Annotated in this window: 18 protein-coding genes and 1 riboswitch; of the genes, 5 read left to right on the top strand and 13 right to left on the bottom strand. The window is 69.7% G+C overall.

Features of this window, described 5'->3' with window-relative positions; all coding sequences use genetic code 11:
- Positions 1–32 precede the first annotated feature (32 nt).
- Positions 33–1,490: an NADP-dependent succinate-semialdehyde dehydrogenase gene (gene gabD / locus AC731_RS09755; RefSeq protein WP_048705637.1), complete on the top strand. Its 1,458-nt coding sequence runs from the start codon at positions 33–35 to the stop codon at positions 1,488–1,490.
- Positions 1,491–1,522: 32 nt separating this feature from the next.
- Complete coding sequence (locus tag AC731_RS09750) at positions 1,523–2,269, top strand: response regulator (protein ID WP_004291430.1); 747 nt, start codon at positions 1,523–1,525, stop codon at positions 2,267–2,269.
- Between the two features lie 6 nt (positions 2,270–2,275).
- Here the strand turns inward: AC731_RS09750 and AC731_RS09745 are convergent, their stop codons facing one another.
- Entirely contained in the window at positions 2,276–5,239 is a 2,964-nt protein-coding gene (locus tag AC731_RS09745) for an ATP-binding protein (RefSeq protein ID WP_048705633.1), read from the bottom strand.
- A gap of 17 nt (positions 5,240–5,256) precedes the next feature.
- On the opposite strand from AC731_RS09745, the gene torT reads away from it, so the two are divergent.
- On the top strand, positions 5,257–6,429 hold the full coding sequence (gene torT / locus AC731_RS09740) for a TMAO reductase system periplasmic protein TorT (RefSeq protein ID WP_205626649.1): 1,173 nt from the start codon (positions 5,257–5,259) through the stop codon (positions 6,427–6,429).
- A 74-nt stretch (positions 6,430–6,503) separates the two neighbouring features.
- On the opposite strand, the gene AC731_RS09735 is transcribed toward torT, so the two are convergent.
- From AC731_RS09735 to gcvA, 7 genes are all read right to left on the bottom strand, one after another.
- The gene (locus tag AC731_RS09735; protein WP_048705630.1) at positions 6,504–9,149 is read right to left on the bottom strand and encodes a molybdopterin-dependent oxidoreductase; all 2,646 of its coding nucleotides are present in this window, start codon (positions 9,147–9,149) and stop codon (positions 6,504–6,506) included.
- Between the two features lie 192 nt (positions 9,150–9,341).
- Positions 9,342–10,514, bottom strand: a complete 1,173-nt coding sequence (locus AC731_RS09730) for a ribonucleotide-diphosphate reductase subunit beta (protein WP_048705628.1) — start codon at positions 10,512–10,514, stop codon at positions 9,342–9,344.
- Entirely contained in the window at positions 10,511–13,300 is a 2,790-nt protein-coding gene (locus tag AC731_RS09725) for a ribonucleoside-diphosphate reductase subunit alpha (protein WP_237266635.1), read from the bottom strand. The genes AC731_RS09730 and AC731_RS09725 overlap by 4 nt, the downstream gene beginning before the upstream one ends.
- A 93-nt stretch (positions 13,301–13,393) precedes the next feature.
- The gene (locus tag AC731_RS09720) at positions 13,394–13,951 is read right to left on the bottom strand and encodes a GNAT family N-acetyltransferase (RefSeq protein ID WP_053085813.1); all 558 of its coding nucleotides are present in this window, start codon (positions 13,949–13,951) and stop codon (positions 13,394–13,396) included.
- A gap of 156 nt (positions 13,952–14,107) precedes the next feature.
- A riboswitch (cobalamin riboswitch) is annotated at positions 14,108–14,311 on the bottom strand.
- Between the two features lie 123 nt (positions 14,312–14,434).
- Complete coding sequence (locus AC731_RS09715) at positions 14,435–15,583, bottom strand: AI-2E family transporter (protein WP_048705624.1); 1,149 nt, start codon at positions 15,581–15,583, stop codon at positions 14,435–14,437.
- Between the two features lie 121 nt (positions 15,584–15,704).
- Positions 15,705–16,619, bottom strand: coding sequence for a ketopantoate reductase family protein (locus tag AC731_RS09710; protein WP_048705622.1), 915 nt, complete (start codon positions 16,617–16,619; stop codon positions 15,705–15,707).
- A 30-nt stretch (positions 16,620–16,649) separates the two neighbouring features.
- Positions 16,650–17,573: a transcriptional regulator GcvA gene (gene gcvA, locus AC731_RS09705; protein ID WP_048705619.1), complete on the bottom strand. Its 924-nt coding sequence runs from the start codon at positions 17,571–17,573 to the stop codon at positions 16,650–16,652.
- Between the two features lie 217 nt (positions 17,574–17,790).
- On the opposite strand from gcvA, the gene AC731_RS09700 reads away from it, so the two are divergent.
- Both AC731_RS09700 and AC731_RS09695 read left to right on the top strand, forming a co-directional pair.
- Entirely contained in the window at positions 17,791–19,299 is a 1,509-nt protein-coding gene (locus tag AC731_RS09700) for an acetyl-CoA hydrolase/transferase family protein (protein WP_048705618.1), read from the top strand.
- Between the two features lie 96 nt (positions 19,300–19,395).
- Positions 19,396–19,959 carry a DUF2242 domain-containing protein gene (locus tag AC731_RS09695; RefSeq protein ID WP_048705616.1) on the top strand — a complete coding sequence of 188 codons (564 nt, stop codon included), beginning with the start codon at positions 19,396–19,398 and terminating at the stop codon, positions 19,957–19,959.
- Here the strand turns inward: AC731_RS09695 and AC731_RS09690 are convergent.
- The 5 genes from AC731_RS09690 to AC731_RS09670 form a co-directional block, all read right to left on the bottom strand.
- Positions 19,872–20,759 (bottom strand): trypsin-like serine peptidase, encoded by an 888-nt coding sequence (locus tag AC731_RS09690; protein ID WP_156480693.1) that lies wholly within the window; start codon positions 20,757–20,759, stop codon positions 19,872–19,874. The genes AC731_RS09695 and AC731_RS09690 overlap by 88 nt on opposite strands.
- Before the next feature lie 101 nt (positions 20,760–20,860).
- Positions 20,861–21,841 carry a quinoprotein relay system zinc metallohydrolase 1 gene (locus AC731_RS09685; protein ID WP_082794299.1) on the bottom strand — a complete coding sequence of 327 codons (981 nt, stop codon included), beginning with the start codon at positions 21,839–21,841 and terminating at the stop codon, positions 20,861–20,863.
- Positions 21,838–22,659 (bottom strand): quinoprotein dehydrogenase-associated SoxYZ-like carrier, encoded by an 822-nt coding sequence (locus AC731_RS09680; RefSeq protein WP_053085812.1) that lies wholly within the window; start codon positions 22,657–22,659, stop codon positions 21,838–21,840. The genes AC731_RS09685 and AC731_RS09680 overlap by 4 nt, the downstream gene beginning before the upstream one ends.
- Complete coding sequence (locus AC731_RS09675; protein ID WP_082794298.1) at positions 22,656–23,123, bottom strand: cache domain-containing protein; 468 nt, start codon at positions 23,121–23,123, stop codon at positions 22,656–22,658. Before AC731_RS09675 ends, AC731_RS09680 begins: the two co-directional genes overlap by 4 nt.
- Positions 23,124–23,188: 65 nt before the next feature.
- Positions 23,189–24,988: a methanol/ethanol family PQQ-dependent dehydrogenase gene (locus AC731_RS09670; RefSeq protein ID WP_048705614.1), complete on the bottom strand. Its 1,800-nt coding sequence runs from the start codon at positions 24,986–24,988 to the stop codon at positions 23,189–23,191.
- Between the last annotated feature and the right edge of the window lie 103 nt (positions 24,989–25,091).

Genomic DNA, 25,091 nt, shown 5'->3' with positions numbered 1-25,091 from the left:
CCGGAACGGACGAACTCTCGGAGCTGCAGCCAATGCGAATGAAAGACGACACCCTGCTGCGCACACGTGCCTACATCGATGGCGCCTGGACAGAGGCGGACGATGGCGCCCGCTTCGATGTCCTCAACCCCGCGAATGGCGGCGTGCTGGCGAGCGTGCCCGACATGGGCGCGGCCGAAACCCGGCGCGCCATCGAGGCCGCGGCGGCGGCCCTGCCGGCATGGCGTGCGCGTACCGCAAAGGAGCGCGCGGCGATCCTGCGCAAGTGGTTCGAGCTGATCATGGCCCACCAGGAGGATCTGGCGGTGCTGATGACCTCGGAGCAGGGCAAGCCCCTGGCCGAGGCGCGCGGCGAAGTCGCGTACGGCGCTTCGTTCATCGAGTGGTTCGCCGAGGAGGGCAAGCGCGTCTATGGCGACGTGATTCCCGCCCATGGCGCCGACAAGCGCATCCTCGTGCTCAAGGAGCCGATTGGCGTGGTCGCGGCGATCACGCCGTGGAACTTCCCGATCGCGATGATCACGCGCAAGGCGGGCCCCGCGCTGGCTGCCGGCTGCACGATGGTGATCAAGCCGGCCGAGGACACGCCCCTGTGCGCGCTGGCGTTGGCCGAGCTGGCCGAGCGTGCCGGCCTGCCAAAGGGCGTGCTCAACATCGTCACGACCATGAAGGCGGCCGAAGTCGGTGGCGAGCTGACGGCCAACCCGATCGTACGCAAGCTCTCCTTCACCGGTTCGACCGAGGTCGGCAAGCTGCTGATGCGCCAGTCGGCCGACACGGTGAAGAAGGTCGCGCTCGAACTGGGCGGCAACGCCCCCTTCATCGTTTTCGATGATGCCGACCTCGACGCCGCGGTGGCCGGGGCGATGGCCTCCAAGTACCGCAACGCCGGCCAGACCTGCGTGTGCGCCAACCGCCTGCTGGTGCAGGACGGCATCTACGACGCCTTCGCCGCCAGGCTGGCCGAGGCGGTGGCGAAGCTCAAGGTCGGCCCCGGCCTGTCGGGCGACGTGCAGCAGGGCCCGCTGATCAACGCCGATGCCGTCGCGAAGGTCGAGGAACTGCTGGGTGACGCGGTGGCCAAGGGCGCGAAGATCGTCTGCGGCGGCAAGCGCCATGCGCTGGGCGGCACCTTCTTCGAGCCCACCATCGTCACCGGGCTGACGCCGGCGATGCGCATCGCGCGCGAGGAGATCTTCGGCCCGGTGGCGCCGCTGTTCCGCTTCCACACCGAGGACGAGGCCATCCGCATGGCCAACGACACCGAGTTCGGCTTGGCCGCCTATTTCTACGCGCGCGACATCGCCCGCGTGTGGCGCGTGGCCGAGGGCCTGGAGTACGGCATCGTCGGCATCAACGAAGGCATCATCTCGACCGAGGTCGCGCCCTTCGGTGGCGTCAAGGAGTCCGGCATCGGCCGTGAAGGCTCGAAGTACGGCATCGACGACTTCGTCGAGATCAAGTACCTGTGCATGGGCGGGATCCGCTAGTCCGGATCCTGTCTCGCCCGATAGGCAACGCCATGCAGCCCGCCCGCGATGCGCACGCGCCCACCTTGCTGGTCGTCGATGACGATCTCGTCACCCAGGCCCGCCTGAGCGCCTACTTCAGCCAGGAGGGCTACACCGTCCTGCTGGCGGGGGACGGCGAGGCGCTGTGGCAGACGCTGGCACACACGCCGGTCGACCTCGTGCTGCTCGACATCAACCTGCCCGGGCAGGACGGCCTGTCGCTGGCGCGCGACCTGCGGGCACGTAACGGTGCGATCGGCATCATCCTCGTCACCAGCCGCAACGACGACGTGGATAAGATTGTCGGCCTCGAGGTCGGCGCAGACGACTACGTCACCAAGCCCTTCAATCCGCGCGAGCTGCTGGCCCGCGTCAAGAGCCTGTTGCGCCGGGCGGGCGAGCTGCGTGCCGGGGGACGGGCGGCCGAGCGCGCGGAGGTGTTCCGCTTTGCCGGCTGGACGCTCGATCTTCCCCGCCGCCGGCTGTTCGACCGGGCAGGGGCCGAGGTGGCCCTGACGCGCGGCGAGTTCGAGGTGCTGGGCCTGCTGGTGCGCCACCCCGGCGAGGTCATGAGCCGCGACCGCCTGTCGCGGGCCGTCAATGGGCATGACTGGGATCCGCAGGACCGCACGATCGATGTGCTCGTGCGTCGCCTGCGGACCAAGATCGACGCCGAAGGCGAGTCCGACTCGCTGATCACCACCGTCCGTGGCGAGGGCTACCGCCTCGCGGTCGAGGTCCAGGCCCGCGCGTCCTGAAGCGCCTCAGCGCCGGTCGTCGGCGAGCCGGGCCAGTGTGGCGCGTAGCGCGCGGACGGTTTCGCGATAGGTCTGCTGCAGGGCACTCGCGCGCTCGGGGAGCGAGATGTGCTGCGCCTCGTCCAGGAGATCCTGTTCCAGGCTTCCCGCTTGTGTCCGGAGGGCTTCCAGCCCGAGGTTGGACGCCGCACCGCGCAGCTTGTGTGCCAGCCTGCGGCACTCTCCGGCATCGCCCGCGTGCGCGGCGTCGAGCAGCGCGCTGACGAGGGTGTCGCCCTGCGACGCGAAGACCGCTGCGATCTCGCCGAGCACGGCATCGCCGAGCGCGTCGTGTTCGGTACGCAGGAAGTCCTCGCTGACCCATTCCAGCCTTGCCGCATTACGTGCGTCGGGTGCCTGCGCGTCGCCGCCATCCGGCTCGGGCGCTGTCGCCGCGCCGTCGCCCAGCACGCGCGCGAGCAGGGCCTGCAGTTGCGCGCGCGTGAAGGGCTTGGGCAGGAAGGCGGCAAAGCCGGCATCGAGCAAGGCCTTCACCTCGTTCGCAGGCACGTGCGCGGACATCAGCACGGCGGGCAGCTGTGCTACGCCGGGCAGGGCGCGCAGGCGCGCCAGCAGTTCGCGGCCGTCGCCGTCCGGCAGGTTCATGTCGATGAGAGCGATGTCCGGCCTGTGCCGATCGACGGTCGCGAGCGCGGCCTGGATATCGCCGGCGCATAGCGGGTGCTGGTCGAGCGCCTGCAGGAAGCGCTCGACCACCATGCGATTGACGGCGTCGTCCTCCACCAGCAGCACGGTGTGGCCTGGCGCAAGCTGCACGGGCGCCGCACCGGCGCTTGCCTTGGAGGACGCCGGTGCCGGAGCCGGCGTGAAGGCAAATTCGAAGCTCACCGTCGTGCCTTGTCCGGGGGCGCTGTCGATGGCGATCTCGCCGCCCATGGCCTCGATCAGGCGCTTGCACACCGCCAGCCCGAGGCCGGTGCCGCCGTGGTGGCGGCCGCTGTCGCGTACCTGCACGAAGGGCTCGAGGATCTCGCGCTGGCGTGCCGGGTCGATGCCGATGCCATGATCCTGGACCGCGAAGCGCAGGCCGTCGGGTCGCGTCCCCGGTGCGATGCGCACGGTGACGGCGCCTTCGTCGCTGAACTTGATCGCATTGCCGACGAGGTTCAGCAGGATCTGGCTGAGCTTGCGCCGGTCGCCGAGCAGGGCGTCGGGCACGCCCGGGTCGATGTCGGCCACCAGGGCCAGGCCGCGCGCCGCCGCCCGCGTGCCCTGCACCGCGAACACGTCGTTGACCGTGTCGCGCAGGCTGAAGGGCGTGTTCTCCACCTGCACGCCGCCGGCCTCGATGCGGGCGAAGTCGAGCATGTCCTCCAGCAGTTCGAGCAGCAGCACCGCGGCCGAGCGGATCTGCTCGAGGTACTTCTGCTGCCCGGGCGCGGGGTCGGTGTCCTCGAGCAGTTCCAGCAGGCCGAGGATGCCGGCCATCGGGGTCCGCAGTTCGTGGCTCACGGTGCCGAGGAAGGCGGTCTTGGCGCGGTCGGCCTTCTCGGCGGTGAGGCGTGCTGCGGCGTGTTCGGCGGTCTCGCGTGCCAGTGCGGCATTGCTGTCGCGCAGTTCCGCGGTGCGGGCGGCGACCTCGTGCTCGAGCTGCTGTTGCTGTACGCGCAGGGCTGCGGCGAGCTGGTCGCGCTCGACGGCGTCGTCGCGGAAGCGGGCGAGCGCACGGGACAGCGAGGCCAGCTCGTCGTCGCCGTCGGTGTCGATGCGCACGTCGCGCTTGCCGCTGGCCAGTGCCAGCGTCGCCTCCTCCAGTGCCAGCAGGCGGCCGAGGGTATGCCGGCGCAGGACCTGGATGAGGACCAGCGCGGTGACCAGCAACAGTGCCGCGCCGATCACGCCGAAGGCCAGTACGCCCGAGCTGGCGCTGCGCTCGGCGCTCAGGCCGGCTTCGGCGAGGATGCGCCCGCCGCGATGGATCAGCTCGCCGGCCAGCGCGTCGAGTTCGGTCGTCAGCGTGCCGACCTCGGCCTGGGAGGACTCGCTGCGGGCGCGCAGTTCAAGTTCTGCGCCGCGCATGTCGAAGGCGCCGCCAGGCCCCGTCGCGCCGGCGAGCGTGGCGTGCAGCGTCTCGCCCTGCGCGCGGGCGCCCGGGTCGGCGACGTCGCGTACCCGGCGCGCCAGCAAGGCGAGCTGGGTGTCGAACGCGGCACGCGCCTCCTGCAGCCGCGCGGGGGTGTCGACTTCGTCGAGACGGTCGACGAGGCTGCCGAGGGCGTGGGCGGTGAGCACGAGTTCATGCATGCGCTCGAGGGTGTCGAGGTCGACGTCGAGCAGGCGGTCGCTTGCCGCGGTGCGATCGGGTAGGGAGGCTGGCGTCGAGGGGGCGCCCGTCTCGGCCTGCAGCAGCGTGGTCAGCGTCGACACCAGCAGGGCGGTGGCGTTGTCGGTCTGCGCCCGCGCGAGCGCACCCAGCTCGTCGATGCTGTCGCGCAGGGCGCGGGCGGCGGCGAGACGTGCGTCGCGAACCTGCAGGCGGGCGGCGATGGTGTCGGCCATGATGCCGAGGCGGGCGGCCAGGGTGTCGCCGGTTGCCTGCAGGCGCGCGCGCAACTCGGGTTCGACGTGCGGCGAGTCGAGCCGTGCGAGGCGGTCGCGGATCAGCGGCAGTTCGGCATCCAGGGTCGCGCGCAACTGGTGGAGCTCGCCGGTGGTGTCGGCGCGCGCCAGGCGCGGGGCCAGGGCGGCCAGGCGGGCGTTGCCGCGCACCGCGTCGTGCAGGGCGTCGGCGGTGGGCAGGGTCTCGCGGACGATGGCCTGCTGGCTGCCGACCACGCGCTGGAAGCTGATCCAGCCGACGACGGCGACGATGATCGTGCCCAGTGCCCCGAACAGCAGGCCGAGCATCAGCCGTTCGCGCAGGCCGAAGCGGCGCCGTGGCGGGGCTTTCACGTAAGATGGGGCGTCCATATAGAGGTGATTTCGTCGTGGATCCGCTTCGCGCCCTTGCCAGACCGGGCTGGCCCTCATCTTACCGGCGGCGCGCCTGCCGGGCGCTGCAAACCGCGCTGCGTGCGACGCTCTTCTTAGCAGGCGTCGCCTCGTCCGCTGCGCTGGCCTCGCCCGCGGCAGGGTACGCCGACTGGCTGGCGGAGCGCTGGCCCGTCGAGCGCTGGCGCGGCGACCAGCGCGCGCCGGACGGCGCAGGGTCGGCATCGGGCATGTTCGAGCGCGTCGTCGTGTCACGGCCGTGGCGTCTGTGCGCCGTGTATCCGCACCTGAAGGACAGCTACTGGCTGGCGGTGAACTTCGGCATGGTCGAGGAGGCCCGCGCGCTGGGCCTGGGCCTGCATGTGCTCGAGTCGGCCGGCTACGAGCACCTCGAGCGCCAGCGCGAGCGCGTCCGGGCCTGCCTTGCGGACGAAGGCAGCGATGCGCTGCTGGTCGGCACGGTGAGCTACGCCGGCCTCAACGACCTGCTCGCGCCCGAGGCCGCGCGGCGGCCGGTGCTGGCGCTGGTGAACGACATCGACGCCGGCGTGGTGCGGGGCAAGGTCGGCGTGCCCTGGTACCAGCTCGGCTGGAAGATCGGCCGCTGGCTGGCCGAGCGCCACCCGGCGGGTTCCGCCGGGGCCGACATCGCCTGGCTGCCCGGGCCGCCGGATGCGGGCTGGGTGGACTTCATCGACCGCGGCTTTCGCGACGCGGTCGCGGGCAGCGCGGTGCGCATCGTCGCCGTGCGCGGCGGCGATACCGGGCGCTCGATCCAGCGCCAGCTGGTCGAGGAGGTGCTCGACGCCCATCCCCGGCTCGATTACCTGGTGGGCAACGCGCCGATGGCGGAGGCGGCGATTGCCGAGCTGAGGCGGCGCGGTCGGGAGGACGAGGTCGGCATCGTGTCGTCCTACGTGACGCCCGGCGTGTATAGCGGGTTGCTGCGCGGGCGCATCCGGGTATCGGTCAGCGATTTTCCGGTGCTGCAGGGACGCATGGCGGTACGGCAGGCGCTGCGCGCGCTGGAAGGCATGGAGATCGAACCTCACGTCGGCCCTGGCGTGGAACTGGTCGATGCCGCCACGCTGAAGCGCTTTCCGGCGCACTGGATGCTGCCGCCGGCGGGTTTCGTGCCGGTCTACGAAGTTGCGCCGACCCGGCCTTGAGGACCGGGCCGGCGCCATGCCGGCTTGCGCCGCTTAGGGGTTGGGGTCGGGGTTGGGGTTGGGGTCGGAAGGGCTCACTTCTTCGCGTTCTTTTCGAGGAATTCCAGCACCAGCTTGCGCTCGTCGTCGGTCAGGCCGGCGCGCGGGAACATGCTCTCGGTGATGCCGTGCCACTGCTTCACCGTGTAGTCGCCCGGTTCGCGCGGCACGTGGCACAGCGTGCAGCGCTCGTAGAAGAGCTTCTCGCCCGGCGTCAGGCCGGCGGTGGAGGCGGCCTTGGCCTTTTGCGCGCGCTCGGTGAGGCTCAGTGCGGCGGCTTCGATGCGGACGGTGCTGTTCTCGACCACCGGCGGCTCGTAGGCACGGTTCGGGCCTTCGGCGTCGGTGCATTTGCGGAACGAGGCGAGGCAGGTGTTGGCGCTGGTGGCCTGGCTGAGGTCGCTCGCCGCCACGCTCGTGGTCAGCACGTTGATCGCGCCGCTGTTGCAGCGGCCCTTGCTGTCCTTCGACAGCCAGGCGCCTTCATAGATGCTGATCACGCCCTTCATGATGTTGGGCGACACCCGGGCGCCGACGATGACCGCGCCGCGATCGTTGTAGACCTCGATCAGGTCGCCGTCCTTGACGCCGCGTTCGCGCGCGTCCTCCTCGCTGACCAGCGCGAATTCGCGGCCCTGGATGTTGAGGTGCTTCGAGCATTCGGCGTTGGCCATCTGCGAATGCACGCGCATGAAGGGGTGCGGGCTCACCACATGCACCTGGCCCGGCTTGGCGTTGCCGAGGAACTCGGCCGGCTCGAGGTACTTCGGGATCGGCGGGCATTCCTTGGTGCCGAAGCGCTCGAAGGCTTCGACGTAGAGTCCGATCTTGCCGGTGGCGGTGTGCAGCGGGTTCTTGACCGGGTCGGCGTAGAAGTCGCCATGGCGCACCCAGCGGCGGGCGGCATCGGGCACCTCCATCTCGGCCACGCCGGTCTCCCAGAATTCCTCGAACGGGATCCTGGCGTCGGTGTTGGCGTAGCTGTTCTTGACGATGTCCATCACCGTCAGGCCTTCGGTGAAGCCGTACTCGACGCCGAACAGTTCGGCCAGGCGGCGGAAGATCTCGAAGTCGTCCAGGCTCTCGCCATAGGGCTGGATCACCTGGCGCATCGCCCAGATCTTGTCGTTGCTGTAGGTGCCGCCGGTGCTGATGTCGTTGCGCTCGAGGTGGCTGGTGGCGGGCAGCACGATGTCGGCGTAGCGCGAGGACGCGCACCACCACGGGTCCTGGTTCACCACGGTGTGCACCTTCTTCGCCATCGCTTCGATCAGCTCGTTGGTGTTCTGCTGGTGATGCACGAAGTTGTTGCCGGCGTTGTAGATCATGTGCACGTCGGGGAAGGTGAAGTTCGCACCGTCGCGGGTGTAGGGCTTGCCGGGGTTGAGCAGCATCTCCGAGATGCGCGAGGCCGGGCAGCGGCCCTTGGCTGGGTTGCGCCCCTGCGGGATGCCGACCGCGCCGCGCTTGCCCGACACCGGCATGCCGCCACCGCCGTAGTGCCAGGAGAAGCCCACGCCCTGGCCAGGCTTGCCGATCTTGCCGGTTATGGCGGCGAAGGCGATGATCGCCCAGTGCGTCATCTCGCCGTGGTGGGCGCGCTGCAGCGCCCAGGCGCCGGCGAACTGGGTGCGCTTGCTGGCGAAAAGGTCGGCCATCTCGACGATCTTCGCCGCCGGGATGCCGGTGATCTTCGCGGCCCATTCCGGCGTCTTGGGTGGCGTGCCGTCGGCGTCCTTGCCGAGCAGGTAGGGCAGGAACCGGTCGAAACCGACCGTGTATTTGTCGAGGTAGGCCTTGTCGTACTTGCCGGTCGTGTACACGTGCCAGCACATCGCGAGGAACAGCGCGGTGTCGGTGTTGGGAACGATCTTCACCCACTCGGCGCGCATGGCCTCGTCGGTGGTGGTGCGCTGCGGGTTGATCGACACGAATTTCACGCCGGCATCGCGGATCGCCTCCCAGCGCGAGTACATCTGGTGGTCGGCCACCGTGTATTCGATGCGGTTGTTCTTCCACGGGTCGCAGCCGACCAGCACGAAGACCTCGGTGCTGTCGCGGATCACTTCCCAGGACGTCTGCGGCGAATACACCTCCATGTCGCCGATGATGTGCGGCAGGCTGACTTGCGAGGCGCCGCCGGAATAGTCGCCGGTGGTGACGCTGTGGCCGCCGATGAGGCCGAACAGCCGCCCCTGCAGGACCTGCGGACGCAGCACGCCGGCGTGCGACCAGCCGCCGTATGATGAGCTGAACACCGCGTCATTGCCGTGCTGCTCGATCGTGCGCAGGCTGGCGTCGGCGACCAGCGCGAGCGCGTCTTCCCACGACACGCGCACGAAGGGTTCCTTGCCGCGCAGGTGCCCCTTGATGTCGCCGCGCGGGTTGGCGAGGTAGGAACGGCGCACCATCGGATACTGCACCCGGGTCGGGTGGTAGGTGCGGCTCAGCACCCCTTCGAGCAGCATCTGCGTGGGCATCGGGTCGAAGTGCTTCAGCGGTTGCACGCCGACCAGGACCCCGTTCTTCACCACCGCCTTGAACGGGCCGTAGTGCGAGGCGTGGGGGATCAGCACGGTGTCCGCGCCGAACACCTCGTTGACCCCGAACAGCTTGAGCCCGCCACTGGCGACGGCGAAGGCGGCGGTGGACTTCAGAAAGGCGCGGCGGCTGAACGACATGATGCTTCTCCTTGATCACGCTCCCGTCCGACGAAGGTCGGCGGTCCTGTTGAGCGTGATCTTCCGCCGCACGGGTTAACGGCGGCCGGAGAATTGCTAATGCAGGCTGCGGGTGTGTGAATGGGATTAACGAAACCGCCGGGCGCCGGGTGCAGCGCGGCCCGATGCCCGCGTCTGCTACCCGGCAGCGACTCACTCCCAGCTCAGTGCGCCGCCGGTCTGGTACTCCGTGACCCGCGTCTCGAAGAAGTTCTTCTCCTTGCGCAGGTTGGCCTGCTCGTCCAGCCACGGCAGCACGTTCTCCGCACCGGGGAAGGGCTCGGCCAGCCCGAGCTGGCGGGCGCGGCGGTTGGCGATGTAGCGGAACTGGCCCATGTGCTGCGCGGCCGAGTAGCCGAGGATGGGCTCGCGCAGCAGATAGCCGGCGTAGGCGGCTTCGACGGCCTCGGCTTCCTCCCACAGGCGGGCGAGCGCCGCGGGATCGAGCTGCAGGTTTTCCTCGGCGATGAGCGTGCGCACGGTGCGGATGCCGAAGGCGCAGTGCAGCACCTCGTCGCGCATGATGTATTGCAGCTGCTCGGCCGTGCCCTTCATCAGCCCGCGCCGCTGCAGCGCGAAGATAGGGGTGAAGCCGTTGTAGAACCAGCAGCCCTCGAAGATGGCCGCGAAGAAGAGGTAGGAGAGCGCGAATTCGTGCAGGTTGTCGCGGTCGGTGAGGTTGAAGTCGGCCCGCATCACGCGCTCGAGCCGGCGGTTGGCGAGCGCGATCTTGCCGTGGATCTCGGGCACGACGCGGTAGCGGTTGTAGATCTCCTGCTGGTCCAGGCCCAGGCTTTCGATGCAGTGCTGGTAGGTCCAGGTGTGCAGGGCTTCCTCATACACCTGGCGGGCCTGGTAGATCTGCAGTTCGGGCGCGGTCATCTTTTCCATCACCGCCAGGCCGATGTTGCGCATGGCGAGGATATCCGAGGTGGTCAGATAGGACAGCACGTTCTCGAACACATGGCGCTCGGCCGGCGTCAGGCGATGGTGGTAGTCGTGAACGTCCTGCGCCATGGAGATTTCCAGCGGCGTCCAGTGGTTCTTGTTGGCGTTGAGGAAGAACTCCCACGCCCAGGGGTACTTGAAGGGCGCGAGCTGGTTGATGTCACCCTGGCCGTTGACGATGCGCTTGTCGGCCGCGCGCACCGGCGCCAGCGCGCCCGGCCGGGCATCGGTGGCGGACAGGGTCGCGTCGGGGCGGGATGTCGTGGGCGTCACCGTGGAAGCCGGGGAGTCTGTCTCGCGGGCGAGGGGCGTGTTGGCTGGAGAGGTGGCTGGCTGGGGGCGAACCGGCGTGTCCCAGTCGTCGAAGAAGGTGGTCATTGGCAGGCCTCGCAGTCGGGGTCGAGAATGGAGCAGGTCTTGGGCACCGGTTCGGCGCTGGCGGCGGACGGCGTGGTGGTGCCGGTCTTCTCCATGGCGGTGGCGCCCAGCGTGCGCAGGTAGTAGGTGGTCTTGAGCCCGCGCAGCCAGGCCAGACGGTAGAGTTCGTCGAGCTTGCGGCCCGACGCGGCGGCGACGTAGAGATTCAGCGACTGCGCCTGATCGATCCACTTCTGCCGGCGCGAGGCGGCTTCAACCAGCCAGTGCGGCTCGATCTCGAAGGCGGTCGCGTAACGCGCCTTGAGTTCGGCGGGAATGCGCTCGATCGGGGCGAGCGAGCCGTCGAAGTACTTGAGGTCGGCCACCATCACTTCGTCCCACAGGCCGAGCGCCTTCAGCTCGCGCACGAGATGCGCGTTGACCACGGTGAACTCGCCCGACAGGTTGGATTTGACGTACAGGTTCTGGTAGTCCGGCTCGATCGAGGCGGACACGCCGACGATGTTGGAGATCGTCGCGGTCGGCGCGATGGCGACGCAGTTCGAGTTGCGCATGCCATGGCGGGCGATGCGTTCGCGCAGCGGGCCCCAGTCGAGCGCGGACGAGCGGTCGACTTCGAGCAGGGCGCCGCCGCCGGCGCTGCTGCGGCCACGGCCCTCGGCCAGCAGCGCGAGGCTGTCCTGCGGCAGGATGCCCCGGTCCCACAGGCTGCCGCGGAAGCTGGAATACGGCCCGCGCGCCTCGGCCAGCTCGGTCGAGGCCCAGTAGGCGGCGTGGCACACGGCTTCCATCGAACGGTCGGCGAACTCGATAGCGGCGTCCGATGCGTAGGCCAGGCCCATCATGTGCAAGGCGTCGGCAAAGCCCATGATGCCCAGGCCTACCGGGCGGTGGCGCAGGTTGGCGGCGCGCGCCTTGGGCGTGGCGTAGTAGTTGAGGTCGATGACGTTGTCGAGCAGGCGCATCGCGACGCGCACGGTGCGCTGCAGCTTGTCGTGGTCGAGCGTCCAGCGCCCGGCCCCGTTGCGCACCAGATGGGCGGGCAGGTTCACCGAGCCGAGGTTGCACACCGCGGTCTCGTCGGCCGAGGTGTTGAGCGTGATCTCGGTGCACAGGTTGGAGCCATGCACCACGCCCACGTGCTGCTGCGGCGAGCGCAGGTTGCAGGCGTCCTTGAAGGTGATCCACGGATGCCCGGTCTCGAACAGCATGGTCAGCATCTTGCGCCACAGCTGGAGGGCGGGCAGGCGCTTGAAGAGGCGGATCTCGCCGCGCTCGGCCTTTTCCTCATACGCGCGGTAGGACGCCTCGAAGTCCTGGCCGTAGCGCTCGTGCAGGTCGGGCACGTCGACCGGCGAGAACAGGGTCCATTCGGCGTTCTCCAGCACGCGTTTCATGAACAGGTCGGGGATCCAGTTCGCGGTGTTCATGTCGTGCGTGCGGCGGCGCTCGTCGCCGGTGTTCTTGCGCAGTTCGAGGAAGTCCTCGATGTCGAGGTGCCAGGTTTCGAGATAGGCGCACACCGCGCCCTTGCGCTTGCCGCCCTGGTTCACCGCCACCGCGGTGTCGTTGACCACCTTGAGGAAGGGGATCACGCCCTGGCTCTGGCCATTGGTGCCCTTGATGCGGCTGCCGAGCGCACGCACCGGCGTCCAGTCGTTGCCCAGACCGCCGGCAAACTTCTGCAGCAGGGCGTTTTCCTTGATCGACTGGTAGATGTCCTCGAGGCTGTCGGCCACCGTCGTCAGGTAGCAGGACGACAGCTGCGAATGGCGGGTGCCGCTGTTGAACAGCGTCGGCGTGCTGCTCATGAAGTCGAAGCTCGACAGCAGCTCGTAGAACGCGATGGCCTGTGCCTCGCGGTCGATCTCGTTGATCGCCAGGCCCATCGCCACCCGCATGAAGAAGGTCTGCGGCAGCTCGATGCGGCGGTCGTCGACATGCAGGAAGTAGCGGTCGTACAGCGTCTGCAGGCCGAGGTAGTCGAACTGCAGGTCGCGCTCGGGCCGGATCGCCGCCGCCAGGCGGGCGAGGTCGAAGTCGGCCAGCCGGGGATCGAGCAGCTCCGCCTCGATGCCACGGCGGATGAGGGCGGGCAGGCAGGCGGCATAACCCTGGTCGGGGTCGGCCATGTCGGCCTGCGAGGCCTCGTGCCCGAGCACTTCGACGCGGATCGCCGACAGCAGCAGGCGGGCGGCGACACGGCCGTAGTCCGGCTCGCGCTCGATCAGCGTGCGTGCGGCCAGCACCAGCGCCTGGCGCACGGCGGCAATCGGCACGCCGTCGTAGAGGTTGTGCAGTGCGTGTTCGAGCACGGTGTCGGCGGACACACCGTCCAGCCCCGCGCAGGCCTCGCGGCACACGGCGAGCAGGGCGGCGCGGTCGAGCGGGCGGCGCGCTTCGCCATCGACGATGTGCAGCACGGGGCCGGCGCCGCCCGCCTGCGCTTCGGCGTCCTTCTGCGCCGCGCGTTCGGCAGCGCGGCGTTCGCGGTAGAGCACGTAGGCGCGCGCGACGTCGTGCTCGCCCGAGCGCATCAGCGCCAGCTCGACCTGGTCCTGGATGTCCTCGATGTGCAGCATGCCGCCGTCGGGCAGGCGGCGGGTGAGGGCGCCGACCACGGTATCGGTGAGGCGGGCCACGATGTCGCGTACGCGTGAGGACGCCGCGCCCTGGCGGCCCTCGACGGCGAGGAAGGCCTTGGTCATGGCGACGGCGATCTTGTTCGGATCGAAGGCGACGACGGCGCCATTGCGGCGGATGATCTGGAATGCGGCAAGTTGCATGGCGCTATCAAGCGCTTCGGTCGGAAGTCGGTCCACGGGATGTCCTCGTCTGGGTGAATTCGAATGAGCGGGGTTTGGGAGGCAAGGGCAGCGTCAGGCGACTGCCCGGCTGCTTGCGGGGGCGTCGTCGGCGCAGCGGGACGCGGCCCGCAGTTCCAGCGTCAGCGGGGCGGTGTGGCAGCCGCCGGGACGGCGGAAGCCGCTGGCGGCTGCCATGTGCAGCACCGCCGGGCTGACGCTGTGGCACACGATGCGGACCGCGTCGTGCAGGCGGGCCAGCGCGATGACGTGGCCGAACAGCGCGCGTCCCAGCCCGCGCTGACGGTAGGCTGCGATGACGCTGAGGCCGAAGTCGACCTCGCCATCGCGCACTGCGACATGGGCGAGGGCGACGATGTCGCCCTGCGCGGTGCACAGGCCATGCACGTGGTCGCGTGCGAAATCGAGGCTGGCGACGTAGGCGGCGATGCCCTCGTCGCGGATGCCGTGGCTGAAGCGCAGCAGCCGGTCGTCGGCATCCAGCGCATGCAGGTGCTCGAGGATGCGCGGCATGTCGGCGGCGCCGAAGCGCAGCATCGGGCGCGGGGCCGTGATCGACGGTACGTGCGGAGCTGGCGTCAGCGCCGGGGCGGGGCGGGCAGGTGCGGGCATGGCGGAGATCCGGAGCGGGCGGGGCGGATCTCCGACGGACGGGCGTGATGCGTCACGCGCATGGCCATGCCATGCGGTGCTGCCGTGCCATCAGGAAAGCGTGCAAGTGAAATGGTCTGAGCCATGCCTCTTGTCAGGGACACCCCGCCCCGAGCTGTTAAGGGAAGCGTCGCGGCAGGTCTCCTGGCTCTCGGGTCGTCGTCCTGCGCCGGCCTTCCCGGACATTCGTCCAGTGGCATGGAAAAGCGCAAGACTCACCGATTACAGTTGCGGGGGCAGCTCCGGATTCCGCACCTTGCGATGCGTCACCGGATTCCCTTGCCCGGTCGGAACCGGGCAGCCGTGACGGGCAGACATTAGGGCCGGCGGGTGCCGTGTGTCAAGCTTGGCGTGTGAGCAGTGATACTGTGGGTAGTGCTTGGCGACCCGGTTGACTACTAGGGGTTGCGTGTCGGCCTGCTGCGATGGCGTCCGCTCCCGCGCTCAGTCGATCGTCGTGTACGACCGTGTGGCGGGGGATGGGCGCGCGACGGCGTCCGTGGTGGCGTCCGCCGGGGCCGTCTCGGTGCCCGCCGGTGCGGGCTCCTCGATGCCGAGCAGCCATTCGCGCCAGATCGCCACCAGCAGCGCCATCAGCACCGGGCCGACGAACAGGCCGACCAGTCCCATGGTCTGCACGCCGCCGACCAGGCCGAAGAAGGTGGGCAGGAACGGCAGCTTCACCGGGCCGCCGACCAGGCGCGGGCGGAGGGTCTTGTCCACGATGAAGAGCTCGATCGACCCCCAGGCGAACAGCCCCAGCCCGGCGACAAGGTCGCCCGAGCCGACCAGGTACAGCGACACCAGCGTGAAGGACAGCGGCGCGCCGCCGGGGATCAGCGCCATGAAACCGGTGGCCACGCCGAGCAGCACGGGCGAGGGCACGCCGGCGATCCAGTAGGCCACGCCCAGCACCACCCCTTCGCCGAGTGCGATCAGGCCCATGCCGGTGACGGTGGCGCTGACGGTGGCCGGCACCACGCGCGAGAAGCGTTGCCAGCGCGTCGGCAGGATGCGCTCGCCGACGACGTCGAGCTGTGCCGCGATCCGGCTGCCGTCCTTGTAGACGAAGAACAGGGTGATGAGCATGAACAGCGTGGTCAGGGCCAGCCGTGCGAGATCACCGGTGGCGCTCAGCAGCGCGCGGTAGATGTTGCCCAGGTGCTCGCCGCTGATGATCTCCACCCAGTGCCCGAGCGCCTGGGGCTCGCCGAGGTGCAGGAGCCAGTACTCTGCGAGCCGGTTGCCGACCATCGGCAGGGCCCGGATCCAGTCCGGGACCGGCGCGCCGGTCCGGTTGGCTTCGAGCAGCCAGGCAATGAAGTTGCCGGCTTCCTGCAGCGCGTAGTGCAGGGCGACCGTCAGCGGCACGATCAGCGCGCAGATGACGACGATCAGGGCCAGGCTCGCGGCCAGCGCCGTCTTCCCGCCGCACAGCACGACGCCCCGGCGGTACAGCGGCCAACTGGCGAAGCCGATGACCAGCGCGGCCAGTACCGGCACGAGGAAACCGCTGAGGAAATACGCCCCCGCGGCAAGGATCAGCAGCAGCAGGGTGCGGACGATGAGGGGGGCTTGCAGGACTGGGGGCATGGGCAGGGCTGGACGGATCGCCGATGTGCCCGACTATACCGTAGGGGGCGGCCATTGCCCGACGCGATCGCGTGACGGGCCGGCCGCGTGCGACTGCGAATCCCGGCGGTCTGCCACGGCATCACCCTCGATCGGATGGGGTTCCCGTCGCGGCGTGCTCGACCGCGCGCACCAGGGTATGTACGGCCCGATGCGTCGGCACCTCGAAGCCACCCGTTTCGGCCATGCCGAGCAGGGCGCCGGTGATGGCGTCGATCTCGGTGCGGCGGTTGGCCAGCACATCCTGCAGCATGCTGGCGCGGTTGGCGGCGGTGGCACGGGCGACGCCGTGCACGCGTGAGAGCGCCGCCCCTTCGTCCAGATCGAGGCCGTTGGCGCGCAGCACCGGCAGCGCCTCGCGTACCAGGGTGTCGAGCAGCACGCGGTGCGGCGGTTCGAGCAGGGCGCCGTTGGGCACGCGAAACAGCGCTGCCAGCGGGTTGATGGCGAGGTTCACCAGCAGCTTGGCGAGCCGGGCACGGGCGATGTCCGGATCGACGCGGGCGACGAAACCGGCGCGCACGAACAGCGCCGCGAGGTCCTCGAAGCCGGGCGGCAGCAGGGTCTCGCCGGCGCCCGAGGGATGGATGCCGGTGGCATCGCGGTAGGCGCCTTCGGTCGTCACACCTTGGCCGGCCGCCAGCGCGGGACAGGCCTCGCGCAACTCTGCCTCGATCAGTCCGTTCTGCAACGACAGCAGGCCGTGCGGCCGCAGGGCGCTGGCGAGGCGGGCGGCGGCGTCGGTGTCGCCGGTCTTCACCAGCAGCACCGCCCAGTCGGCAGTGGGCAGGGCGTTCGGGGCGAAGACGTCGAGCCGGCGCAACTGGCCGCCGATCTGCACGCCGCGCGCCAGTTCGGCCGCGCGCGCCGCATTGCGCGCGATCATCGCCACCGGGCCCGTGGCGGCGAGCCGCGCGGCGAAGGCGAGGCCGAGCGCGCCCGCGCCGACGATGGCGACCGGGTAGTGGGAACGGGGTGAATCGGGCGTTGCAGTCATCGGGGCGGCTCTCCTGTCTCGCGGCGGACCCTATTGTGCCGCTTCCTGCAGCAGCCAGCGTTCGAAGGCTTCCGGCGCCGGACGCCGCGCGACGCGCTCGTGCATCACCAGGTAGTAGGCACTGGGCGAGGGCAGGCCGAGGTCGAAGGGAATGACGAGGTGCCCGGCGCGGATGCGCTCTTCCACCAGCGGCCGGGGGGCGAGCACGACGCCCTGGCCGTCGAGGGTGGCGGCCAGCGCGAGCGCGGCGTTGGAGAAATGGCGTCCGCGGCGCGCGAGTTGCGCGTCCAGCCCGGCCTTGTGCAGCCAGGCGGTCCAGCCGACCTCGCTGAGGGTGTCGTCGTGGATCAGCGCGAAGCGCGGGAGTTCGTCCGGCGAGCGCAGTCCGGCCTCGACCAGCGCAGGGGCGCACACCGGCACGTAGTCGGGCGCGAACAGGACCACCACACGGAAGCCGGGATAGCGCCCCTTGCCGTACAGGATCGCCACGTTGCTGCGCGCTTCGCGCGGGTCGGTGCGCAGGTTGTCGAGCACGCTGGCCTCGCGCGGGCCGTCCACGGTGTCGGAGGTGCTGGCGAGCCGCAGGTCGACGTCGGGATGTGCGGCGGCAAAGCGCGGCAGGCGGGGCACGAGCCAGTGGCTGGCGAAGGAGGGCGGCGCGGTGACGACCAGTGGGCCGACGGCGTCCTGCCGTGTGCTTTCCACCGCGGCGGCGAGGCAGTCGAAGCCCTTGCGAATGCCCGGCAGCATCGCCGCGCCGTGCTCGGTGAGGGCCAGCGCGCGCACCTTGCGATGGAACAGGGGCACGCCGAGGTAGGCTTCCAGCGCGCGGATCTGCTGGCTGACGGCGGCGGGCGTGACGCACACCTCGGCAGCGGCCTTCTTGAAGCTCAGGTGGCGTGCCGCCGCCTCGAAGGTGCGCAGCAGGGACAGGCTGGGGAGCCGGTAGGTCATGGCGTGATGCTTAAGCAGAACTTAATCATCGAATAATAAATCGTCGTTTGTGGGGTGGCGAGGCGCTGGCTAGACTGCCCGCACATGAATCGGTAACGCCCCCCGGTGCCCCGTCCCTCCCTCCTCTCCTTGGGCGGGGCGCCGGACCCCCTTCGGGCGACCGGGTTTGCGCGCCATTTTCCGCAAGGACTGGCGCGTTTCTTTTGCGAGCCATCCGATGAGCGAATCCCGCATCCACTGCGCCGCGCTGGGCGCCAAGATCATGTCGGCCGACGAGGCCGCGGCCCTCATCCCGTCCGGCGTCAACGTCGGCATGAGCGGCTTCACCGGCTCCGGCTATCCGAAGGCGGTGCCGGCGGCGCTCGCGCGCCGCATCGAGGCCGAGAACGCGCGCGGCCAGCGCTTCCGCATCGGGGTGTGGACCGGGGCGTCGACCGCACCGGAGCTCGACGGCGCGCTGGCGAAGGTCGACGGCATCGAGATGCGCCTGCCTTACCAGTCCGACCCGGTGTGCCGCGAGCGCATCAACGCCGGCGAGATGGAATACATCGACATCCACCTGTCGCACGTGGCGCAGTTCGTGTGGTTCGGCTTCCTCGGCAAGCTCGACGTGGCGGTGGTCGAGGTGGCGGGCATCCTGCCCGACGGCCGGCTGATTCCGTCCTCGTCGGTGGGTAACAACAAGACCTGGCTGGAGCAGGCGGACAAGGTCATCCTCGAAGTCAATTCCTGGCAGAACCCCAGGCTCGAGGGCATGCACGACATCTACTACGGCACCCAGCTGCCGCCGCACCGCAAGCCGATTCCGCTGATGGGCGCAGCCGACCGCATCGGCGAGCCTTACCTGCGCTGTGATCCGAGCAAGGTCATCGCGGTGGTCGAGACGCACAGCCCGGACCGCAACTCGGCCTTCTCGCCGCCGGACGAGAACTCGCGCCGCATCGCCGGCCACATCCTCGAGTTCCTGCAGCACGAGGTGAAGAAGGGCCGCCTGCCGGCCGACCTGCTGCCGCTGCAGTCGGGCGTGGGCAACATCGCCAACGCGGTGATGGCCGGGCTCAACGAGGGGCCGTTCGAGAACCTCACCGCCTACACCGAGGTGCTGCAGGACGGCATGCTGGAGATGATCAAGTCGGGCAAGCTCGCGCATGCCTCGGCCACCGCGTTCTCGCTCAGCAGCGAGGCGCTGGCCGAACTCAACGCCGACCTCGACCGCTACCGTGAGCGCATCGTGTTGCGTCCGCAGGAGATCAGCAACCACCCCGAGGTGATCCGCCGCCTGGGCGTGATCGCGATGAACGGCCTGATCGAGGCCGACCTCTACGGCAACGTCAATTCGACACACGTGATGGGCTCGAAGATCATGAACGGCATCGGCGGCTCTGGCGATTTCGCCCGCAACGCCTACCTGTCGATCTTCATGACGCCGTCGCAGGCCAAGGGCGGCGCGATCTCGTGCATCGTGCCGATGGTGTCGCACGTCGACCACACCGAGCACGACGTGCAGGTGCTGGTGACCGAGCAGGGCCTGGCCGACCTGCGCGGGCTGTCGCCGCGCCAGCGCGCCAAGGTGGTCATCGACAACTGCGCGCATCCCGACTTCCGCCCCGCGCTGCGCGACTATCACGCGCGCGCGCTGGCCCATGGGCCGGGCCGCCACACGCCACATCTGCTGGGCGAGGTGTTCGACTGGCACCTGCGCGCGCTGCGCGGCGAGCGGATGTAAGTTCCTGTTAACGCGACGGCAGGCGATGCGCAGTCGGAGCTGGGATGCACTAACATCCCAGCTCCGACTTTCCCGATCTGCCCGGAAACCTGCTTCATGTCCTGCGTCCGCCGTCGTCTCGTCCCGTTTCTTGCTTCTGCCGTCACCTTGGTGGGTGCAGGTTGCGCGTCGGCACCGCCGGCGGTGTATCAGTCCGAATCCTTCCAGCGCGAGTCGCCCTTCGTGACCTGGAGCACGCGCGAGCCGGCCGGTGCCTGCGAACTGGGCAAGCGCGCGCTGCTGAGCCAGGGCTACCAGATCGACGGCAGCGACGCGGTGCGGGTGAAGGGGCAGAAGCTGTTCCAGCCCAAGCCGGACCAGGGCGTGAGCCTCGACATCACCCTGGTCTGCCTGCCGAGCAACGTCGGCGCGGTGGTCTACGCCAACGCGCTGCAGACGCGCTTTGCGCTGAAGGCCGCCTCGACCAGCACCGGCGTCAGCGTGGCCGGCCTCGGCTCGATCTCGCTGCCGTGGTCGGCGGACAAGGAGGCGATGGTGAAGGTCGGCGAGGAAACCGTGACCGATCCCGATTTCTACCGCCGCTTGTTCGCGCTGATCGAGGCGCTCGATGGCACCAGTGTCGGCAGTGCCGACCTGGGCAGTGCCGAAGTGCCGCGCTGACCGATGAGTTGCTGCACCTGCCGCACGAAAGTGGCGGCGTGCAGCATCTGGTTGCGGTGGCGATGGCTGTAGGCGGGCAGCACGCGCTCGGTCGGTGCGTGGCGCAACTGGATCAGCCCGATCACCTTCCACTGGCCGTCGGACTGGCGCTCGAGCACTGGGCCGCCCGACATCCCTGCGCCGAAGGCGCAATCGACACCGACCAGCCCGAACACCGGCCCGTTCTCCCGCGCGCGGCAGCCGGCCTCGACGGCCACGCCGGGCCGGCGCTTGTCGCGCGGAAAGCTCACCGTCATCAGCGGTCCGGCCGGCGGGCGGTCGACCTCGCCGTCGTCGGCTACCGGCAGATAGCCATAGCGGCGGCCGACGCAATCGTCCAGTTCCAGCACCGCCCAGTCGCCGCGCATGCCGACCGGTGTGCCGGGAAAGTAGCGGCCGGCGAGTACCGGACGGGCGCGGATGTGTTCGGTGAAGCGGCCCGCGTTGAGCGGGTCGGGGCCGATGTGCAGCGTCAGTCCGCGACCTTCGTCGCCGCCGAGAAAGGCCGAATGGTGGGCGGTGACGGCGTGGCATTCCCCGACCAGGAAGGCGCTGCCGACCTGGCGTTCGCCCTTGCTCAGCATGCCGACCGCGCGCAGCACCGGCCCGGTTGCCGGCTTGTAGCTGCGACCGTCCTTGCCGAAAACGTTTCCGTGGGCCGGCAGGGCGAGCAGCGCCAGCGCTGCGAGCACGACCGGGACGAGACGACGGTGGGCAGGCGACGCGTTGCGGTGACTTCGAACGAGCGGGGGCGGGGACATGGCTGACTCCCAGGGCGGATTCCGCATGGTCTCGGCACGGCTGCATGCTGCGCGCCACGGGCGCGCCTTGCAAGACGCGGCCCGATGGCGTCCCGGTCGTCTCAGCGGCTGCCGAGGGCGGCGCGCTCCGCTGCCGGGAAGAGATGCACGACCGAGCGTCGGTACTCGTGTTCGACGAGCGCGAGCGCACGGAATTCCGCCGCGACCGGCAGCGTCATCGCTTCGGCCATGTCCAGCCCGCCTTCCGCCGCGCCCTGCAGCGTGCGCGACAGCCAGTCGAGATAGGCGCGCGTCTGGCGGAGCGGCCCGGTGTCCTCGTGGACCGCGCCGTGGCCGGGCACCCAGCGACGGGCCGGAAGCCGCTCCAGCTGTGCGAGGGCGTCCAGCCAGCGCGGGATGTCGGCGTGCGGCGTGGTCGGGGCGCGGCCGTTGAAGACGAGATCAGCCGCGAAGACCGTGCCGCTGGCGTGGTCGATCACCACCAGGTCTGCGGCGGTGTGGCCGCCGAGGGCCAGCAGCTCGAGGTCACGCCCGGCGATCACCTGCCGGCTGGCGGCAAGACGGCGACGCGGCACCACCACCTCGGTGTCGCGCATCCAGTCGCCGACCAGGCGGTAGAGGTTGTCGTTGAAGGCGCCGCCTTCGGCCTCGATGCCGGCGATGGTCTCGGGCAGGGCGGCGAGCGTGTCGGGCGGGAAGGCCTGGTTGCCGAGAAAGTGGTCGGGGTGGTGGTGGGTGTTGAGCGTCAGCACCACCGGCAGCGGGGTGACGCGGGCGATGGCGGCGCGCATCTGCTCGCCGTAGCGGCGCGAGGACCCCGTGTCGATGACGATCACGCCGTCGATGCCGACGATGAAGCCGGTGTTGGCGATGTCGCCGCCGTTGGCGGTGGAGAAGTCCTCCTTGCGGCCCTCCAGCACATACACGCAGTCGGCGATCTGGCGCGGGACGAGGCCGTAGTCGAAGGCGGCGGGGTCCCGGGCGCGCGCGGGATCGAGGGCGAGCGCGAGCAGCAACGGGGCGAGCATGAAAGCCAGCACGACATGCCGCCAGCTGCGGGCGGCGGAGCCGAGCCGCTTCACGGTCTCACCTCGGCGTCGATGAGGTTGCCGTTGTTGTCGCGTCCGCGGATGCGCAGCGGGCCGGCCGTGCCGATCCCCGCCGGCAGGTCGAAGCTGAACACGGGGTTTTCCGACACCGGTTCGAAGGCTTCCGCGCGCACCAGCACGCGGCCGGCGCCATCGGCGATCTCGAGCGTCTCGATGTGGAAAGCCGGGATGCCCGGCGCGAGCCCGGTGTCCATCGGGTGCACGATGCGCAGCCGCAGGCGGTCGCCATGGCCCACGCCCGGCCACAGGCGGGCGCCGACCTCGTTGAGGCGCTGCTGCCATTCGGCCGAGCCCGAACCGAGCGAAGGCAGGGTGCAGCCGCCGCCGCTGGTGCGCACCCAGGCGCCGCCGAGGTGCCAGGTGCCATCGGCGGTGCGCGCGGCGGCACGTACCGGGCTCGACTGCTGCAGCTTCAGGCGCAGGCCGAAGGCGGCCGGCGCGGCCAGCGGTTCCACCCGCAGAGCCTTGACGATGGGGTTGAAGTCGGCGAACACCAGCACTTCGCGCACCGCACCCAGCGCGGTGGCGTCGATGGCCACCGGCACGTTGAGCGGGTCTTCGGCGCTGAACGGCGCGGTGACCGCGATGCGGTCGTCGAACACCACCGGCGCGTCGGCGAGGAAGGCGCGCCGCATGTCGTCCCAGCGCGAGGAGTCGAGCGGGTCCGCGCCGGGCTGCGGTGCCGGCGCGGCGGCGAGTACCCGCCCCGCGGCAACCAACGGCAGTGCCGCCGCGCAGGCGAGGCCGAGCGCGGCGCACACGGTCCGCCGCGCGGGGACGGCGGGCCTCATTCGAGGTAATGGCCCACGCCGAGCACGTAGTCGCCGATCTTGCGCACGTAGCTCGCCTTGGGCTCGACCTTGTTGGTGGTCCGGTTCAGCCATACGTAGCGCACCGTGGCTTCGGGCGCCTTGCGCGTGGCGTCGATCATCTCGCGGAACAGCGGCGTGCCGGCGGCGTCGGTGGTGTCGAGCACCTTCAGGCCGACCAGGGCCTCGGGCGCCGCGCCGCTGGCGTGGTAGACGCCCTGGTCGTCGATCACGAACACGTACAGGTCCTTGCGGACGAACTGGCCTTTCTGGTTGTTGAAGGCGGCGAAGGCGCGTTCGGCGCCGTTGGCCTCCATGTACTGCACGGCCTGGTCGAACATGGCGCGGGCTTCGGCCGGCGTGCCGCGGTCGGCGGCCAGCGCGCTGCCGGCGACCGTTACAGCGAGCGCGGCGGCGAGTGCGCCGTTGAGGATGCGGGTCTTCATTGCGGGGACTCCTACGTGGAAGAAATGGCGCCGGGCCGCGCGCGGGCGTGGCCCGGCCGGCAGGCTCAGGACTTGTGCAGCTTGAACACCCAGACGGAGCCCCCCTGCTCGAGCATGTTCACCCGCTTGGCCACGTCGCCGCCCCACAGCGGCACGGCGCCGCCCCAGCCCGAGACGACGGCGACGTACTGCTCGCCGTCCTGCTCCCAGGTCACCGGCGGCGCGATCACGCCCGAACCGGTCTGGAACTGCCACAGCTCCTTGCCGTTGTGGGCGTCGATCGCCTTCAGGTAGCCCTCGGGCGTGCCATAGAACACCAGGTCGCCACCGGTGGTCATCACGCCACCCCACAGCGGCGCGTTGTTCTTCACCTCCCACACGATCTTGCCGCTCACCGGGTCCACCGCACGCATCGCGCCGATGAAGTCCTCGTGCAGCGGCTTGATGGTGAAGCCCGCGCCGAGGTAGGCCGCGCCGCGCTTGTACGAGATGGGCTCGTTCCAGATGTCCATGCCCCATTCGTTGGCGGGCACGTAGAAATAGCCGGTCTTCGGGCTGAAGGCCATCGGCATCTGGTTCTTGCCGCCGAGGAAGGAGGGTGCGTTGAACACCACCTTGCCCTTCTTGTCCTCGCCCACGCCTTCGACGAAGGGATTGCCGGGCCGTTTCTCCTCGTCGTAGATCGGACGCCCGGTCTTGAGGTCGATGCCCTTGGCCCAGTCGATGCGGTTCACGAAGGGGAAGGCGTTGAGCAGCTTGCCGTCGGTGCGGTCATTGACGAAGAAGAAGCCGTTGCGGTCGGCCTTGCCGCCGGCCTTCACCAGCTTGCCGGTGGCGGGGTCGTTGTACTCGAAGGAGATGAATTCGTTGACGCCGTCGAAGTCCCAGCCGTCGTGCGGCGTGCTCTGGTAGTGCCACACGATCTTGCCGGTGTCGGGGTCGATCGCGATCGTGGATGACGAGTACAGGTTGTCGCCCGGGCGCAGCCAGCTGTTCCACGGCGCAGGGTTGCCGGTGCCGATGTAGATCAGGTCGACGTCGGGGTCGTAGTAGGCGGCCTGCCAGGGCGCCGCGCCGCCGGTCTTCCACAGGTCGCCGGGCCAGGTGGCGTTGGTGGTGCCGGAGATGCCGTTGTCCACCGGCTTGCCTTCGGCGTCGTAGGTGTAGCCCATGTGGCCTTCGACGGTCGGGCGGCTCCAGATCAGCTTGCCGGTCTTCGCGTCGCGCGCATCGACGCGGCCGACGATGCCGAACTCGCCGCCCGAGTTGCCGGTGATGACCATGCCCTTGACGATCTGCGGCGCGGCGGTGAAGGAGTAGCCCGCCTTGTAGTCCTCGATCTTCTGCCGCCACACGACCTTGCCGGTGTCCTTGTTCAGCGCGACGAGCTGGGCGTCGAGCGTGCCGAAGATCACCAGGTCGTCGTACAGCGCGGCGCCGCGGTTGATCACGTCGCAGCAGGGCATGATGCCGTCGGGCAGGCGGTGCTCGTACTTCCACAGCTTCTGCCCGGTCGTGGCGTCGAGCGCGAAGATGCGGCTGTAGGACGCGGTGACGTACATCTTGCCGTCGTGGATCAGCGGCTGCGACTGCTGGCCGCGCTGCTTCTCGCCGCCGAAGGAAAAGGACCAGACGGGCACGAGGTTCTTCACCGTCTCGGTGTTGACCTGGTCGAGCGGGCTGTAGCGCTGCCCCTTGGTGCCGAGACCGTGGGTGACGACCTGGGTGGTGATGGTGGCGTCGTTGACGATGTCGTCGTCGGTCACGCCCTTGGCCTGGACGTTGAGCGCGGCGAGGGCGAAGGCCGTGGCGGCGAAGCTGGCGAGCAGCCGCGGACGGCGTGCGCTGCGCAGTGGGGTGTGCATGGTGGTCTCCTCTTGTGATGTGGCGCGGTTGCCAGTCGGGAGCCCGGCTGCGATGCGCGCGTCCGGGCCTGGGAGCACTCAGCGCAAGCACCATGCCATCGGC

The organism is Thauera humireducens (genome assembly GCF_001051995.2).
GTDB classification, from domain to species: Bacteria; Pseudomonadota; Gammaproteobacteria; order Burkholderiales; family Rhodocyclaceae; genus Thauera; species Thauera humireducens.
The sequence above is the reverse complement of the archived record's forward strand: the minus strand, read 5'-3'. Positions and strand labels throughout refer to the sequence as shown.

Bases quoted from the DNA above. Each gene is read 5' to 3' on its own strand.
- AC731_RS09730 (WP_048705628.1), bottom strand. From the start codon at position 10,514: ATGACCACCTTCTTCGACGACTGGGACACGCCGGTTCGCCCCCAGCCA.
- AC731_RS09700 (WP_048705618.1), top strand. From the start codon at position 17,791: ATGAGCGAATCCCGCATCCACTGCGCCGCGCTGGGCGCCAAGATCATG.
- gcvA (WP_048705619.1), bottom strand. From the start codon at position 17,573: ATGACCTACCGGCTCCCCAGCCTGTCCCTGCTGCGCACCTTCGAGGCG.
- AC731_RS09680 (WP_053085812.1), bottom strand. From the start codon at position 22,659: ATGAGGCCCGCCGTCCCCGCGCGGCGGACCGTGTGCGCCGCGCTCGGC.
- AC731_RS09725 (WP_237266635.1), bottom strand. From the start codon at position 13,300: ATGCAACTTGCCGCATTCCAGATCATCCGCCGCAATGGCGCCGTCGTC.
- AC731_RS09715 (WP_048705624.1), bottom strand. From the start codon at position 15,583: ATGCCCCCAGTCCTGCAAGCCCCCCTCATCGTCCGCACCCTGCTGCTG.
- AC731_RS09750 (WP_004291430.1), top strand. From the start codon at position 1,523: ATGCAGCCCGCCCGCGATGCGCACGCGCCCACCTTGCTGGTCGTCGAT.
- AC731_RS09720 (WP_053085813.1), bottom strand. From the start codon at position 13,951: ATGCCCGCACCTGCCCGCCCCGCCCCGGCGCTGACGCCAGCTCCGCAC.
- AC731_RS09735 (WP_048705630.1), bottom strand. From the start codon at position 9,149: ATGTCGTTCAGCCGCCGCGCCTTTCTGAAGTCCACCGCCGCCTTCGCC.
- AC731_RS09745 (WP_048705633.1), bottom strand. From the start codon at position 5,239: ATGGACGCCCCATCTTACGTGAAAGCCCCGCCACGGCGCCGCTTCGGC.
- AC731_RS09695 (WP_048705616.1), top strand. From the start codon at position 19,396: ATGTCCTGCGTCCGCCGTCGTCTCGTCCCGTTTCTTGCTTCTGCCGTC.
- AC731_RS09690 (WP_156480693.1), bottom strand. From the start codon at position 20,759: ATGTCCCCGCCCCCGCTCGTTCGAAGTCACCGCAACGCGTCGCCTGCC.
- AC731_RS09670 (WP_048705614.1), bottom strand. From the start codon at position 24,988: ATGCACACCCCACTGCGCAGCGCACGCCGTCCGCGGCTGCTCGCCAGC.
- gabD (WP_048705637.1), top strand. From the start codon at position 33: ATGCGAATGAAAGACGACACCCTGCTGCGCACACGTGCCTACATCGAT.
- AC731_RS09675 (WP_082794298.1), bottom strand. From the start codon at position 23,123: ATGAAGACCCGCATCCTCAACGGCGCACTCGCCGCCGCGCTCGCTGTA.
- AC731_RS09710 (WP_048705622.1), bottom strand. From the start codon at position 16,619: ATGACTGCAACGCCCGATTCACCCCGTTCCCACTACCCGGTCGCCATC.